The organism is Agrobacterium larrymoorei (assembly GCF_013322225.1).
In the GTDB taxonomy this organism is placed as follows: domain Bacteria; phylum Pseudomonadota; class Alphaproteobacteria; order Rhizobiales; family Rhizobiaceae; genus Agrobacterium; species Agrobacterium larrymoorei_A.
In genome coordinates, this window is the sequence record NZ_JAAMFB010000007.1 from 13396 (window position 1) to 27605 (window position 14210).

Here is a 14210-nt window from a genome sequence, read left to right on the forward strand (position 1 = left end):
AACAAAGGAGACGGAAAATGATCCACCCCAATTTCACACTTCTCTTCGTCGAAGACCCGCGCAGGAGCACCGCGTTTTATCAGGATTTGTTCGGTATGGAGCCGGTCGAGGCATCAGACACATTTGGTCTGTTCGTCCTCAACGGCGGTTTGAAACTCGGTCTCTGGTCACGCCACACCGCTGAACCCGTCGTTTCCGCGGCGGCTGGCAGCGCTGAACTGGCCTTTCAGGTGGAAAAGGACGAGGATGTGGACCGCTGGCACGAAGACTGGAAGCGCAGGGGGCTGTCCATCCTCCAGCAGCCGACCCTCATGGACTTCGGCCAGACCTTCGTCGCCGCCGACCCGGATGGCCATCGCTTGCGGGTCTATGCGTTTCATGGGTGATGGATTTGCAGGGCGTTACTGTTAATTATGCGGGCGCTATTTCCCACGACGTCATCCTCGCCCTTGTGGCGAGAATCTGCCCACGTTGAATGAAATCACTAGGTTGCAGATCTTCGGGACAAGCCCGAAGATAACATGCGCTGAACCGCAAAAAAGCTACTTCTTCACCGCAATCACAAACAGCCGTGGAAAGCGCAGCAATCTCCGCCCGTCCGCCAGAGGCGGGTAGGCGGCATCGATGCGGCTCTGGTAGTCCGACAGAAATGCATCCCGATTTTCCTCACCTGCTGCCGCCAGATAGGGCCGCAAGCCTGTGCCCTTCACCCATTCCACGATTGCTCCGGCGTCCTTCATCGGGTGGTTATAGATGGTATGCCACACGTCCACGCGAGCGGATTTGGGCGATAGCCGGTCGAAGTATTGGGCGGGTGAGGGCAGCTTCTGGCGGCGCAACCTGGCACCTTCGAAGCTGTTTTTCCATGGGCCGGAAGCACCGGTTTCCTCCATGGCAAGGTGCGTCGGCTCTTCCAGATTATCCGGCATCTGCACTGCCAGCACTCCGCCTGGCTTCAGGTGGTCCATCAGGCTCACAAGTACGTCGATATGGTCTGGTAGCCACTGGAAAACGGCATTGGCATAAAGCAGATCGGCCTTCTGTTTCGGCCTCCACGTGGCAAGATCGGCTTTCTGAAATTCGGTATTGGGCAGGCGTGCCTGCGCCTTTTCCAGCATGTCCTCATCACTGTCGACACCGGTGACGACGTTGACGCCGTAGCGTTCTGCAAGCAGTTCGGTGGAGTTGCCAGGCCCGCAACCGAGATCGTATCCGCTCACGATTTTTTCCAGCGGTACGCGTGCCAGCAAATCCTGGGCAGGGCGGGTGCGCTCGTCTTCGAACTTCAGATATTGCTGAGCCGACCACACCATGATGCCCTCCAAGGTTAACTGACACCAACAATGGCATGGTGTTCCGTCGCAGACCAGATTGCCACTCATCAAAACCTGTTATGGCGGCATCTATGCCGTTTTGAGTTTGCGCAACAAAGGTGCAATCGGGGGCTGTTTACGGCAACAATCCGTCGATTTCATTTTCAAGCAGCATTTAAACTTGACGTCATTGCTCCGTGGGCATTCATTCCGACGCAATTGCTAAAAGGAGAATGCCATGTCCGTCGATACCGCACCCCGTTCCGCCACCTGGACCTATGTGGATGGTCAATGGCTTCCCGGCAACCCTCCGTTGATCGGCCCAACCTCGCATGCCATGTGGCTGGCCTCTACCGTGTTTGATGGTGCGCGCTGGTTCGATGGCGTGGCACCCGATCTCGATCTGCACTGCCAGCGCGTCAACCGGTCTGCCGAGAACATGGGTATGAAGCCGACCATGGCGGCCGAGGAAATCGAGCGACTGGCGCTGGAGGGTGTCACCAAGTTCGACGGCAATACGGCGATCTACATCAAGCCGATGTACTGGGCTGAACATGGTTCTGCCGGAAGCGTGGTTGCACCCGATGCGGTCTCCACCCGCTTTGCGCTTTGCCTGTTCGAAGCGCCGATGGATGCGGGCAAGTCACTGACACTGACCGTTTCACCCTTCCGCCGCCCATCGCCGGAAACGGCCATGACGGATGCCAAGGCTGGCAGCCTTTACCCCAACAGTGGCCGCGCCATTCTGGAAGCAAAGTCGCGCGGTTTCGACAATGCGCTGATGCGCGACATGAACGGAAACGTCGCCGAATCCGCATCTTCCAACGTCTTCATGGTGAAGGATGGCGTGGTCTATACCCCGGTGCCGAACCGCACTTTCCTCGCCGGTATCACCCGCTCCCGCGTCATGACCTTGCTGCGTCAGGCAGGCTTCGACGTGCGCGAGGCAACACTTTCCGTCGAAGATTTCCGCAATGCCGACGAAATCTTCTGCTCCGGCAATTACTCCAAGGTTTCCCCCGTTACCAAGCTGGACGACATCGATTTGCAGTCCGGTCCCGTCGCCCGCAAGGCGCTCGACCTCTACATGGAATGGTCGACCTCTACTGTCGATGCGGAATAAGGCATGTAGGAGCGTTCTCTGAAAGGAACGCTCTTTCGTTCATTACCTGTGGGCGCGGCGAAGCTCAGTCGTAGAGATAATGCTTCGCCCACTGCGATTCCGGCACTTTATCTCCCACCTTGTAATCGAAATTTCGAATGCCCAGGCTGGATGAGGCGATCTGGCATTTGTAGCGCAGCCGGTACCATTCGCCACCACTGCGAAAGACGGCGCCCGTCGCTTTTATGGAATCTTTCGTCACATCCGGATCGCCGAATGCATAGGCGATGACCTTGTCCGGCTTCATGCCTTTCTGTTCCTTGGCGATGCGTTCCATGGCTTCGATATCGCAGCGCTGCTCGAGGCGTTCTTCGGGCGCCAGTGCATTCAGCTGTCTTATGACGCTTGCATCGATGGCGTAAGAGGGGGCGGCCGCGGCAAGGGCGGTGATCAGCGTTAGGGGGAGGAGCTTTTGCATTGACGTATTTTGGGCTTTCTCAGGTCTTTTTCTCATTCTGGAAGGTGAGAATCATGCCGGTGGATTGCGTGGGCGAAGCAGCGCCCCTGTTCCACATGCAGGCAGAATGTGATCGAAACCCGACCAAAATGTGCTCCGCCACACAATGAGTAGGGGACAATGCAACTTGATCGCCTACGCCCGCCGCTCTACATCATTAAAAACGCAGAATGATTTTCCCATGAAAGCGAGTTTGCCTTGACCATTTTCAAGAACCTGCCGACCCCGCCCGTTGCTGACAAGAAGCCAGTCACGGACACGCATCACGGCGTTACCCGCACGGATGATTACGCCTGGTTCCGCGCCGACAACTGGCAGGCCATGTTCAAGGACCCCTCGCTGCTGGACCCCGCCATCCGTACCCATCTGGAAGCGGAAAACAGCTATATGGAAGCGGCGATGGCCGATACCAGATCGTTGCAGGAAAAGCTGTTCACCGAGATGAAAGGCCGCATCAAACAGGACGATTCTTCCGTCCCGGTGAATGACGGACCATTTGCCTATGGCACGCTGTTCGTAACTGGCGGCGAGCAGCCGCATTATTTCCGCACACCGCGCGATGGCGGCGAGAAGCACGTCCTTTTGAACGGCGACAAGGAAGCGGAAGGCAAGGACTATTTCCGCTTGGCCGGACTGGACCAGTCTTCCGACCACTCTCGGGGCATCTGGGGCTATGACGACAAGGGCTCTGAATATTACACGCTGCGCATCCGCGATCTGGCGAGCGGGCAAGACCTGTCCGACGTCGTGGAAAACACCGGCGGCGGTGGCGCATGGGCACCGGATGGCAAGAGTTTCTTCTACACGCTTCAGGACGAGAACCACCGCCCGTCCAAGGTCTTCCACCACATTATCGGCGAGCCGCAGTCTTCGGACCGGCTGGTCTATGAGGAGAAAGACCCAGGCTTCTTCATGGGCGTTGGCGCGTCTGTTCTGGACGATTTCATCTTCATCGACATTCACGATCACGAGACCAGCGAGTACCGCATTCTCTCCACCAAGGATTTGCTCGCCGAGCCGCAGATCGTGGCGGAGCGCGAAGAGGGTATCGAGTATTCGTTGGCGGAAGGCGGCGATGTCTTCTTCATTCTGACGAATGACGGCGATGCCAAGGACTTCCGCATCATGGAAGCGCCCGTCACTGCGCCAGCTAAGGAAAACTGGAAGGAAATCGTGGCCCATGAGCCGGGCCGCCTCATCCTTTCCGTCGATGCCTATGCGCGCCATCTGATCTGGCTGGAACGCCGCGATGGCTTGCCGCGCATCGTGATCCGCGATCGCAAGACCGGCGAAGAACATGCGATTGCCTTTGCCGAGGAGGCCTATTCGCTGGGTCTGCATGGTGCTGCGGAATATGACACGGACGTCATCCGCTTCAGCTACTCCTCCATGACGACGCCGAGCCAGCTGTTCGACTATGACATGGTGACCCGCGAGCGCGTTCTCTTGAAAACGCAGGAGGTTCCCTCCGGCCACAACCCCGATGATTACGTGACGCGACGGGTGATGGCAACATCGCATGATGGCGCGCTGGTGCCGGTTTCCCTGCTTTACCACAAGGACACCCCGCTGGATGGTTCCGCGCCCTGCCTTCTTTATGGTTACGGCGCTTACGGAATTTCCATTCCTGCCTCCTTCAGCACCAATAACCTGTCGCTTGCGGATCGCGGCCTTATCTATGCGCTCGCCCATATTCGTGGCGGCAAGGACAAGGGTTTCGAGTGGTACGAAACCGGCAAGATGGAGCATAAGCAGAACACGTTCAAAGACTTCATTGCCGCTGCCGATCACCTCGTCAAGGAAGGCTTCACGTCCTATAGCGGCATCATCGCCGAAGGCGGGTCCGCAGGCGGCATGTTGATGGGCGCGGTCGCCAATATGGCACCGGAGAAGTTCGCAGGCATCATCGCTGCCGTTCCCTTCGTGGATGTGCTGACGACGATGCTGGACGACACCCTGCCACTGACGCCGCCGGAGTGGCCGGAATGGGGCAACCCGCTGGAATCCGAGGAAGAGTACCAGTGGATCGCCTCCTACTCGCCTTACGATAATGTCGGTGCGAAACCTTACCCGCCGATCCTTGCCATTTCCGGCCTGACCGACCCGCGCGTGACCTATTGGGAGCCGACAAAGTGGGTGGCGAAGCTGCGTGAGAAAACCACCGGGGACGCTCCGATCCTGCTCAAGACCAATATGGCCGCTGGCCACGGCGGCAAGTCGGGCCGCTTCCAGCGGCTGGAAGAGATTGCATTCGAGTACGCGTTTGCGCTGAAGGTTGCGGGCAAGGACGCTCTATAAGTGCTGGGTGTCGTCATGCTCGGGCTTGTCTCACTGCTGTCCTGATTTAAAAGGTTGATGTGATTTAGATGTACTTTGCGTCAGCCTTCAACTCAGGTTGGGACATGACAGGGCGTGCCATCGTTTGCTGTGGAGTGAGAACCACCCGGCCTCCGTCATCCTGGGGACAAGCTCGAGGATGACGCTGAACGAGTGGCTTAGGCAAAAAAACGCTCACATTACGTAACGCAAGCCGCATTCATCGAAGTTTTTTCCACAAATTTACGTTTCTTGCGTTCGATTTGGTGATCTCGAAATTTTAACAGAATTTTTATTCCGTTAAAATGTATATCTCAAAAAGTACCTAGTAAATATTCAAATTTTTAAAGAATTACGCTTCGGCTGAAATGGTTCAAAAATACCCTGCATAGCAGCATTGCAACGTTTTTCGTTGCGCAATCATCTTGTCGCCCTATTATAGCCTCCGTTGACATAATCTTGCGCCTTTTCGCCGCGTCCATGCGGCATATATTGCCGTGTTTCGCGGTAATTCTTTCGACGGGCATCCGCTCGTCTTTCAGCGCCTTGTCAGTTTACCTTCGGGTCTCCATGCTTGTGGAGGCTCGAAGATCATGAGGCATCGCCTTCTGGAAATCACTCGGTTTTCCAGCAGCGATGTTGCGGCGAGTTGGCTTTGCAGTGCCCCGGCTCGTCTGTTGATAACACTGCATTAGACTTGGGGGTCTTATAAATGAAGAAACTCCTCGCCTCGACCATTCTCGTAACGGGCTTTATCGCCGCTGCTGGTGCAGCAACCTCCGCCAACGCCGCTGAAGAATGCGGCAACATCACCATCGCCGAAATGAACTGGGCCTCCGCAGGCGTCGCCGCCTATGTGGACAAGTTCATCATGGAAAACGGCTATGATTGCACGGTCAATGTCGTGACCGGCGATACCATGCCGACCTTCGCTTCCATGAATGAAAAGGGCCAGCCCGACATGGCACCCGAATTGTGGGTCAACGCCGTGCGTGATCCGCTGGATGCAGCCATCAAGGAAGGCCGTCTGGTCGAGACCACTAAAATACTGACGGATGGCGGTGTCGAAGGCTGGTGGATTCCGAAATTCATCGCCGATGAACATCCCGACATCAAGACGGTGGAAGATGCACTGAAGCATCCTGAACTCTTCCCGGCACCGGAAGATGCCAGCAAGGGCGCCGTTCATAACTGCCCATCCGGCTGGAACTGCCAGGTGACGACCGCAAACCTCTATAAGGCGCGCAAGGGTAACGACAAGGGCTTCCAGCTTGTCGACACCGGCTCCGCCGCGGGTCTGGACGGCTCCATCGCCAATGCTTTCGAAAAGAAGCAGGGCTGGCTCGGCTACTATTGGGCTCCAACCGCCATCCTCGGCAAATACGAAATGGTGAAGCTGGACGATGGTGCGGAACTCGATCGTGCGCATTTCGATGAATGCACGGCAAAGCCCGATTGCGCCGACCCAAAGGTCAACGCTTACCCCATCGCGGACGTCTACACGGTCGTAACCAAGGACTTCGCGGAAAAGGCTGGAGCTTCCGCCGACTACGTCAAGAAGCGCCAGTGGGACAACAAGACGGTGGCTGAAGTCCTTGCATGGATGGATGAGAACCAGGGCACCAACGAGGATGGCGCGGCCTATTTCCTTGAGAACCACGAGGACATCTGGACCAAGTGGGTGTCGCCGGAAGTGGCTGAAAAGCTGAAGGCTTCGATTTGAGGTGAGTAGGTTTGCACGCATGGCCTGAGAAGGCCGTGCGTGTTTCGGCACGCCTCCCTCTCTTCCTCATTCCTGTGACAAGCACAGGAATGAGGGAAATGGAGTTTGACGACATCAAACCCATTGTGACCCGTGTCGGCCGCCTTTTGTCACCCAAGAAATCATTCAAAAACAAGGGAAAACAACAATAATGGCCCTCTGTGACTATGTACCAGGTATGCTGTGCCGTTTTCCGGCACTCAGCAACAGCACCATGCGCGAAACGCGCAAGACCATCGATGACGGCTTTCGCGATATCGTTCGCAATTATGGAGACATCATCGATACGGTCGTGCATCCGCTGCAACTGTTTCTGAACTCCGCCGAACGGTTTTTCATCCAGACACCCTGGATCATCATTTTCCTCGGAATACTCGCGCTCGTGCATCTGGCCGGACGCAGCATCCGCATCACCGTCGGCACCGCCATCTCGCTCTGCCTCATCGGCATGGTCGGGTTGTGGCGCGATGCGATGACGACGCTCTCCATCGTTGCCATCGCGACGTTGATCGCCGTCATCATCGGCCTGCCGCTCGGTATTCTCATGGCGCGCTCCGAGCGCGTGCAGCGCTTCATCAACCCCACGCTGGACGTGATGCAGACGATGCCGAGCTTCGTCTACCTGATCCCCGTCGTGGTGATTTTCGGTATCGGCAAGGTGCCGGGGCTGATTGCGGTGGTGATCTACGCCGTGCCGCCGATGATCCGTCTCACCAATCTCGGCATCCGTATGGTGGATCGCGAGGTTCTGGAAGCGGCTGATGCCTTCGGTTCATCGCGCCGACAGACGCTGTTCAACGTGCAGCTGCCTCTGGCACTGCCCACCATCATGACCGGCATCAACCAGACCATCATGATGTCGCTTGCCATGGTCGTGGTTGCTTCCATGGTCGGCGTTGGCGGCTTGGGCAAGAACGTGCTTCAGGCCATCAACAACCAGTTCTTCACCATCGGCTTCCTCAACGGCTTTGCGCTGGTGGCCATTGCCATCATGTTCGACCGCGCCAGCCAGGCATTCGGCAAGCGTCTTCAGAAATATCGCGAGGTGAGCCATGGCTAAGGGCATCGAAATCAAGCATCTCTACAAGATCTTCGGCAAACATCCTGAGAGACATCTTCAAGCTGTTAAAGCGGGGATGAGCAAGGCGGAACTGAACGACAGGCAAAACCATGTGCTGGGCCTCAACGACATCAACATCACCATGCCGGGCGGCAAGATCACCGTGGTCATGGGGCTGTCCGGTTCGGGCAAATCCACCCTGATCCGCCACATCAACCGGCTGATCGAACCGACTGCTGGCGAAGTGCTTTATAATGGCGAGGACGTCTGCTCCATGGGCGCAACCGCGCTTCGGGACTTCCGCCGCCACAAGACGGCAATGGTGTTTCAGAAATTCGGCCTGCTGCCGCACCGCACCGTGCTGGAAAACAGCGTCTACGGCCTGGATATTCAGGGCGTATCCCGCAAGGACTCGACCGAAAAAGGCCGTTACTGGCTGGAGCGCGTGGGTCTTGGCGGGTACGAGGATTATTATCCGAACCAGCTTTCCGGCGGCATGCAGCAGCGTGTGGGCCTTGCCCGGGCACTCACCAATGATGCGGATATCCTGCTGATGGACGAGGCCTATTCGGCGCTCGATCCACTGATCCGCGTGGACATGCAGACCATGCTTCTCGATCTTCAGCAGGAGTTGAAGAAGACGGTCGTCTTCATCACCCACGATCTGGACGAGGCGCTGCGCCTCGGCGATCACATCGCAATCCTCAAGGACGGCGAAGTGGTGCAGCAGGGCGACGGCCAGAGCATCATCCTCAACCCGGCCGATGAATATGTCGCAGACTTCGTGCGCGATGTGAACCGTGGCCGCGTGCTGCAGGCAACCACAGTCATGGAACCGCTGGACAACCAGCCGCAGCCGATGTCCGTGCAGGACACCGACACGCTGGAGACGATAGCCCGCGACATGACGGAGGCAAACGAAACCTCGGCGCAGGTCGTGAACGAGGAGGGTGAAGCGGTCGGCACCATCGGCATCGAAACGCTGGTGGCGGCCATGGTGACACCCGCGACGCAGGACGCCGAGCCGACCGAACCTGCTTCCGTCCCAGCTGGAAAGCAAGAGCCGGAACGCGAACGGCTGGACGCCTGAGTCTGGAATCGATTCCATTTTTATACAGCCGATTCCCTTCGCAACTGCCGTTGCGGAGGGAATTCCCGTTAGGGGAATCGGTAAAACAGGCGATTTTTGCTTTTCTCAAGCCCGAAAATACCGAAACGAAGCAGTACTTTATGCCCTGTCAAGCGGTCACGTCACGCGAATGCGCCATGCCGCAAGTTTCGCGCAAGCTTCGCGGATTAATAAATCGTTAACACCTGAAGCAGCGGACCGGAATTTGTGAGCGGTCTTCGGAGTCCCGTTGCCTGAAAGAACACTCGAGCGGCGGCTCCTCCCAAATTATCCGTCGCCTTGAAGATGAGGCTTGCGATGAATATCGACAACAACATCGGCGGCTCTGCTTATCAAAACCGCTCGCAGCATATTGAAAAGCCGCAGGCTGAGGCACTCGTTCCAGACGCGCCAGTATCCGCCTCAAACGGCAGCTCGATTTCCTTCGTCAACGTTTTGCAGTCCACCTCACTCGCCAACGTATTGTGGACGGTAAAGAACGACGCACCGACAGAGGGCGCCGCCCCGACCATATCTTACGAACCGTCCGCAGTCGCCGAATCGGCGTGGCTGCGTCAGGCTTACACCGAGCATTGATCAGGCCGCTCGTTTTCTAAAGCGCGTTCGGATGTTTTGAGCATTTTTATAGTTAATGTTTGATTAAGTTCGTCAGAGCGTCTGAAGCTTGACCCCTCACTTGCAATTTCTAACACTTGAGCCCTACGGGCTAAGATGTTGAAATTGCTTTCTCTCCCACAAGGGTAGAGATAACGCGGATGCCGCGCCACTGGCGCCTTTTCCTCTCCCCTTGTGGGAGAGGATAGAAAATCAAGACCTTAGCTTTAGCTAAGTCTTAGATTTTCTCGGGTAGAGGGGTTCGCTTTTACGCAACGTACTGACCTCAACCGTCACGTGCGACAATTCATGGATCGCCCCTAATTTCTCACGATAAAACGCCGGGGCCTTTGGCTCAGTCGACTGAATGGCGACGATTGCGGCGTGATGGCCGGGGCCGACTTGCCAGACGTGCAGGTCGGTGATGCGTTCACCGTCCTCTTCCACGACGTCCCGAATTTCCTGGGACAGCGTTGCATTTTCGGACGAGGCATCCACCAGAACGGAACCCGTTGAGCGGATTAGCCCCCATGACCAGCGGGCAATGACCAGGCCGCCGACGACGCCCATGGCGGGATCGAGGAACGTCCAGCCATTCCATTTGCCCAGCAGCAACGCAACGATGGCCAGCACGGAGGTCAACGCATCCGCCACGACATGCAGATAGGCGGCGCGTAAGTTGTTGTCCTTGCCGCCATGATGCGCGTGGACCCCGTGATGGGCGTGGTTGCCATGTGCATGGCCGTGACCGTGACCGTGATGATGCCCATGCGCGTGCCCGCCATGAGAATGATCATCTCTCAAAAGCCAGGCGCTGACGATATTGACGGCAAGGCCGATGATGGCGACGACGATCGCCTGGTTGAAGTCGATTTCGACCGGAGACACGAAACGGACGGCACTCTCCCAGCCGATCAGCAACGCCACGACGCCCAGAACGACCGCGCTGGCGAAGCCCGCGAGATCACCGAACTTGCCGGTACCGAATGTGAAGCGCGGGTTCGACGCCTGTTTTCTGGCATAAAGATAGGCCAGCGCCGAAATCAGCATCGCCCCCGCATGGGTGGACATGTGCCAGCCATCCGCCGTCAGCGCCATAGAGCCGAACCAGTGGCCCGCCGCAATTTCCGCCACCATCATGACGGTGGTCAGTGCAATCACCATCCATACGCGCCGCTCGTTGCGCGCATGGTCGGAGCCGAGGAAGACGTGATCATGCGTGCCATCCGCATGTGTGTGTGCGGTCATTGCCATTGCTTTCACCCTACCGAATATAAGTTTTTAGAACCTGCGCCAGCTCTTCCGTGGCGCGGGCGCGTTCTTCATCGTTTTCCGCGTGCAGCACATGTTCGTGCAGGTGCTCCTGCATTACTTCACCCGTCAGCCCGGAAAGCGCGCCTCGTACGGAAGCGAGCAGTTGCAACACCTCACCACAGGGCTTGCCGCCCTGCAACGCGCGCTCGACCGCCTCCATCTGTCCCTTCATGCGGCGAATGCGGGCCAGCAGCTTATCCTTGTCGCGTATCGTATGAGACATGACATGCTCCATATAGTATAGGGGGGTATACTATATTACCGTTGCGATATCGGCAAGTGGTGAAGGCCCTTGAACCGAATGACCGGGCAGGCTATATCTCTAGAAGCTATAGATATGAGGTGCCACCGTGTATTCCATCGGAGATTTGTCGAAGCGAACCGGCGTCAAGGTTCCAACCATTCGATATTACGAACAGATGGGCCTCATTCGCGAAGCGGATCGCTCGGAAGGAAACCAGCGTCGCTATGAGAAATCGGACCTCGAGCGGCTGGCCTTTATCCGCCACGCTCGCGATCTCGGCCTCAACATCGAGGCCATCCGCGAGTTGATCGCACTCAGTCAGCACCGTGAAATGCCCTGCGACGGTGCCGACCGTATCGCCGCCGACCACCTGACAAACGTACGCGAAAAGATCGCCAGACTGAAGAAGCTTGAGCATGAACTGGAGCGCATCGTCTCCCACTGCGACGGCCACTCCATCGAGGACTGCTATGTTATACGGGCGCTATCGGACCATCGGCTCTGCGAGCATGAGCATTGAGGCGAGGGCTGCTCGCCCCGCGAATCCCCCTTGACAGCCTCCCGATTCAAGCGCATTGACGTGGGCATGATCAACGCACGCGCACCCATTTCCTGCACGTATTTTTGGGCCTTCCTTTAAGGGCGGCTCGACAGATCATATTGTCAACAAGCCGCCGTCAGGCGGCTTTGTTGTTTTCAAACGTCCTGACGGCAGAAATCGAAGAACCCGAGGGACCGAAACATGACCGAAGATAGCCTTCTTACGCTGCCAAGACCGCCGGTTGTCACCATTCGCAGTGCGCGCCCTGCCGATTTGCCTGAGCTCAACGAGATGATTACGCTGCTTGCCGCGCACCATGGCGATGCGGCAGCGATTACGCCGAAGAAGCTGGAGCGTGATCTCTTTGGCCAGATCCCCTGGATCACGGCCCTTGTGGCGGAAGCCGATGACGAGTTGATCGGCTATGCCATCCTCGTTCCGCTATACCGCGCGCAGGAAGGTCGTCGTGGCATGGAGCTTCACCACCTCTTCGTGCGCGATGGTCATCGTGGCCACGGCACCGGCCAGCATCTGGTGTCTCGCGCACGCGATGTAGCCAGGCGCTGCGGTTGCGACTTCCTCTCCGTTGGTGCGGCTACCGGCAATTTCGCCGCGCACAAGTTCTATGAAAGCATGGATTTCGTGCCGCGCCCCGTCACCGGCATGCGCTTCATGCAGGCGTTGGCATAACCATCTTTTCTCGTAGCGGGAGAGTAAAATGGCTTCTATCGCTCTGGCCTTGACCGAGGATTTCGCTGACTGGGAACCCGCGCTCATCACATCCGTCGCACGCGGCTATCTCGGCGTGGAAATCGTGACCGCATCACCTGACGGCAAGCCTGTGACCTCGATGGGCGGTTTCAGGATCATGCCTGACATGGCCTATGATGCACTTGATCCCGACAGGTTCGATGCGCTCGTCATCCCCGGTGGCTTGAGCTGGGAGAAGGGAAGGGCGCCAGATTTTACGGATATTGTGCATCGCTTCCGCGCAGGAAACCGCGTTGTTGCAGGCATTTGCGCAGCTTCGAGCGCACTGGCGGCAACGGGCGTGTTGAACCACGTTGCCCACACCGGCAATGCGCTTGAATCCCATCGCAAACACGAGGCCTATCAAGGTGCGGAGCATTATCGCGACCAGCCACAGGCCGTCAGCGACAAGGGTATCATCACCGCGCGGGGCAGTTCTCCGGTCACCTTTACCGCCGAGATTTTAAAGGCGCTCGATCTGTGGAGCCCGGAAGCGGAAAGCGAAATTGCCGCTTTTTCCGCCGAGCATCGTTGAGATCAGCGATCAAGGACGCGGCAGGCGCGTGACGGTCCCCGCACATCCGTCAAAGACATGGCCCGACGAATATCCCGGCTGTTGAGATGCAGGCTGCGGTCGGCTGGCAGCTTGAGGCGTTCGATTTTTCGGGTTGCGGCGACGATAAATACCTGTCTGTTTCGTTCGAAAAATTCAAGACATGTCGACGCGTCAGGCGGCGCGAGGAGAAGCGTTTTGAAGGCCAGCCGATGCATGGCGCAGAGTGCGCCATGACCGGGAACGGAAAACCGCAGCGCGTCGAGTTCTTCACTCCACTCGGCTGTGCTCTCCATCTTACTTGGCGGTTTCGAAGCGCTTGAGAACAAGACCGCTCAGCGAACCGAGAAGAACCCAGAACACGAAGCTGGTGACCGTTGCGACCACGATGAAATGGCGCTCGAGCGGAAGAGGCGCCAGCGCATGTTCACCGTCCGGAGGCAATGGCGCGCCGATGATGTGCGGCGCGACGAACAGCGCCACGGCCAGAACGGCAGCCCAGGGCTCGCCGCGTTTGAACACCAGAAGCGCGATGCCGCCTGCCGTGGTAGCAACGGTGCCGATCCACCAGATCTGACGTGCGCCCACCGCAGCCGCAGGGCTTCCGGGCAGTTCCGGCGGCAGTCCTATCAGGGGGGCCAGCATGACGGCTGTAAAACCGGCAAGTCCCCACAACAGGCCATCGCGCCAGCCGCCTTGCGCACCGCGCAGCGACATCAACGCCGTCAGCACAAGCGCGTAACCGATGGCCGTCAGCACATTGGCGGCGATCGTGTAGATATTGCGCTCGAAGCCATCCGCAGGCGACCACGCTTCCAGGTCGTGATGATGGTCTGCCGGTGCCGCTGCATCATGTGTGTGAACGGGCGCTGTTTCACCGCCGCTTTCGAAGGTTTCGGCCTGAAGGATAAGCGGCGTCGTGCCGAAGGCATGCATGGCGCTGACGGCAAGCCCGGCGATGATGCCGACGAACATTGCCGTGAAAACGATATTTCTGAAAAATGGCATCGGTCTC

The 14210-nt window shown here is 57.6% G+C and carries 16 protein-coding genes; 10 read left to right on the forward strand and 6 right to left on the reverse strand.

Annotated features, from left to right (window positions below; all coding sequences use genetic code 11):
- Positions 1–17 precede the first annotated feature (17 nt).
- Positions 18–386 (forward strand): VOC family protein, encoded by a 369-nt coding sequence (locus G6L28_RS03240; protein ID WP_174062353.1) that lies wholly within the window; start codon positions 18–20, stop codon positions 384–386.
- Between the two features lie 156 nt (positions 387–542).
- On the opposite strand, the gene tam is transcribed toward G6L28_RS03240, so the two are convergent.
- Positions 543–1313: a trans-aconitate 2-methyltransferase gene (tam, locus tag G6L28_RS03245; RefSeq protein ID WP_174062354.1), complete on the reverse strand. Its 771-nt coding sequence runs from the start codon at positions 1311–1313 to the stop codon at positions 543–545.
- Positions 1314–1551: 238 nt separating this feature from the next.
- Here tam and G6L28_RS03250 point away from each other — a divergent pair, with 238 nt between their 5' ends.
- Entirely contained in the window at positions 1552–2436 is an 885-nt protein-coding gene (locus G6L28_RS03250) for a branched-chain amino acid aminotransferase (RefSeq protein ID WP_174062355.1), read from the forward strand.
- 64 nt (positions 2437–2500) lie between these two features.
- Here G6L28_RS03250 and G6L28_RS03255 read toward each other — a convergent pair whose 3' ends face one another.
- On the reverse strand, positions 2501–2893 hold the full coding sequence (locus tag G6L28_RS03255; protein ID WP_174062356.1) for a DUF930 domain-containing protein: 393 nt from the start codon (positions 2891–2893) through the stop codon (positions 2501–2503).
- A gap of 237 nt (positions 2894–3130) precedes the next feature.
- Here G6L28_RS03255 and G6L28_RS03260 point away from each other — a divergent pair, with 237 nt between their 5' ends.
- The 5 genes from G6L28_RS03260 (at position 3131) to G6L28_RS03280 (ending at position 9775) form a co-directional block, all read left to right on the forward strand.
- A complete protein-coding gene (locus tag G6L28_RS03260; RefSeq protein WP_174062357.1) occupies positions 3131–5230 on the forward strand; it encodes a S9 family peptidase in 2100 nt (699 codons plus the stop codon).
- Positions 5231–5960: 730 nt separating this feature from the next.
- On the forward strand, positions 5961–6971 hold the full coding sequence (locus tag G6L28_RS03265) for an ABC transporter substrate-binding protein (protein WP_174062358.1): 1011 nt from the start codon (positions 5961–5963) through the stop codon (positions 6969–6971).
- Positions 6972–7161: 190 nt separating this feature from the next.
- On the forward strand, positions 7162–8070 hold the full coding sequence (locus G6L28_RS03270; protein ID WP_174062359.1) for an ABC transporter permease: 909 nt from the start codon (positions 7162–7164) through the stop codon (positions 8068–8070).
- Positions 8063–9160: a quaternary amine ABC transporter ATP-binding protein gene (locus G6L28_RS03275; protein ID WP_174062360.1), complete on the forward strand. Its 1098-nt coding sequence runs from the start codon at positions 8063–8065 to the stop codon at positions 9158–9160. Before G6L28_RS03270 ends, G6L28_RS03275 begins: the two co-directional genes overlap by 8 nt.
- A 336-nt stretch (positions 9161–9496) precedes the next feature.
- Positions 9497–9775, forward strand: a complete 279-nt coding sequence (locus G6L28_RS03280) for a hypothetical protein (RefSeq protein WP_174062361.1) — start codon at positions 9497–9499, stop codon at positions 9773–9775.
- Positions 9776–10024: 249 nt separating this feature from the next.
- On the opposite strand, the gene dmeF is transcribed toward G6L28_RS03280, so the two are convergent.
- The gene (dmeF, locus tag G6L28_RS03285; RefSeq protein WP_174062362.1) at positions 10025–11047 is read right to left on the reverse strand and encodes a CDF family Co(II)/Ni(II) efflux transporter DmeF; all 1023 of its coding nucleotides are present in this window, start codon (positions 11045–11047) and stop codon (positions 10025–10027) included.
- 10 nt (positions 11048–11057) lie between these two features.
- The gene (dmeR, locus tag G6L28_RS03290) at positions 11058–11330 is read right to left on the reverse strand and encodes a Ni(II)/Co(II)-sensing transcriptional repressor DmeR (RefSeq protein WP_174062363.1); all 273 of its coding nucleotides are present in this window, start codon (positions 11328–11330) and stop codon (positions 11058–11060) included.
- A 127-nt stretch (positions 11331–11457) separates the two neighbouring features.
- Between dmeR and G6L28_RS03295 the strand changes: the two genes are divergently transcribed.
- The 3 genes from G6L28_RS03295 (at position 11458) to G6L28_RS03305 (ending at position 13177) form a co-directional block, all read left to right on the forward strand.
- Positions 11458–11871, forward strand: a complete 414-nt coding sequence (locus G6L28_RS03295) for a MerR family transcriptional regulator (protein WP_174062364.1) — start codon at positions 11458–11460, stop codon at positions 11869–11871.
- A 222-nt stretch (positions 11872–12093) separates the two neighbouring features.
- Complete coding sequence (locus G6L28_RS03300) at positions 12094–12582, forward strand: GNAT family N-acetyltransferase (protein ID WP_174062365.1); 489 nt, start codon at positions 12094–12096, stop codon at positions 12580–12582.
- A 28-nt stretch (positions 12583–12610) separates the two neighbouring features.
- Positions 12611–13177: a type 1 glutamine amidotransferase family protein gene (locus G6L28_RS03305; protein WP_174062366.1), complete on the forward strand. Its 567-nt coding sequence runs from the start codon at positions 12611–12613 to the stop codon at positions 13175–13177.
- Between the two features lie 2 nt (positions 13178–13179).
- On the opposite strand, the gene G6L28_RS03310 is transcribed toward G6L28_RS03305, so the two are convergent.
- Positions 13180–13491, reverse strand: coding sequence for a hypothetical protein (locus G6L28_RS03310; protein ID WP_174062367.1), 312 nt, complete (start codon positions 13489–13491; stop codon positions 13180–13182).
- 1 nt (position 13492) lies between these two features.
- Positions 13493–14203 (reverse strand): CbtA family protein, encoded by a 711-nt coding sequence (locus G6L28_RS03315; protein ID WP_174062368.1) that lies wholly within the window; start codon positions 14201–14203, stop codon positions 13493–13495.
- Positions 14204–14210: the final 7 nt, after the last annotated feature.

Coding starts and splice junctions, on each gene's coding strand:
- G6L28_RS03240 (WP_174062353.1), top strand. CDS start 18: ATGATCCACCCCAATTTCACACTTCTCTTCGTCGAAGACCCGCGCAGG.
- tam (WP_174062354.1), bottom strand. CDS start 1,313: ATGGTGTGGTCGGCTCAGCAATATCTGAAGTTCGAAGACGAGCGCACC.
- G6L28_RS03250 (WP_174062355.1), top strand. CDS start 1,552: ATGTCCGTCGATACCGCACCCCGTTCCGCCACCTGGACCTATGTGGAT.
- G6L28_RS03255 (WP_174062356.1), bottom strand. CDS start 2,893: ATGCAAAAGCTCCTCCCCCTAACGCTGATCACCGCCCTTGCCGCGGCC.
- G6L28_RS03265 (WP_174062358.1), top strand. CDS start 5,961: ATGAAGAAACTCCTCGCCTCGACCATTCTCGTAACGGGCTTTATCGCC.
- G6L28_RS03270 (WP_174062359.1), top strand. CDS start 7,162: ATGGCCCTCTGTGACTATGTACCAGGTATGCTGTGCCGTTTTCCGGCA.
- G6L28_RS03275 (WP_174062360.1), top strand. CDS start 8,063: ATGGCTAAGGGCATCGAAATCAAGCATCTCTACAAGATCTTCGGCAAA.
- G6L28_RS03280 (WP_174062361.1), top strand. CDS start 9,497: ATGAATATCGACAACAACATCGGCGGCTCTGCTTATCAAAACCGCTCG.
- dmeF (WP_174062362.1), bottom strand. CDS start 11,047: ATGGCAATGACCGCACACACACATGCGGATGGCACGCATGATCACGTC.
- dmeR (WP_174062363.1), bottom strand. CDS start 11,330: ATGTCTCATACGATACGCGACAAGGATAAGCTGCTGGCCCGCATTCGC.
- G6L28_RS03300 (WP_174062365.1), top strand. CDS start 12,094: ATGACCGAAGATAGCCTTCTTACGCTGCCAAGACCGCCGGTTGTCACC.
- G6L28_RS03305 (WP_174062366.1), top strand. CDS start 12,611: ATGGCTTCTATCGCTCTGGCCTTGACCGAGGATTTCGCTGACTGGGAA.
- G6L28_RS03310 (WP_174062367.1), bottom strand. CDS start 13,491: ATGGAGAGCACAGCCGAGTGGAGTGAAGAACTCGACGCGCTGCGGTTT.
- G6L28_RS03315 (WP_174062368.1), bottom strand. CDS start 14,203: ATGCCATTTTTCAGAAATATCGTTTTCACGGCAATGTTCGTCGGCATC.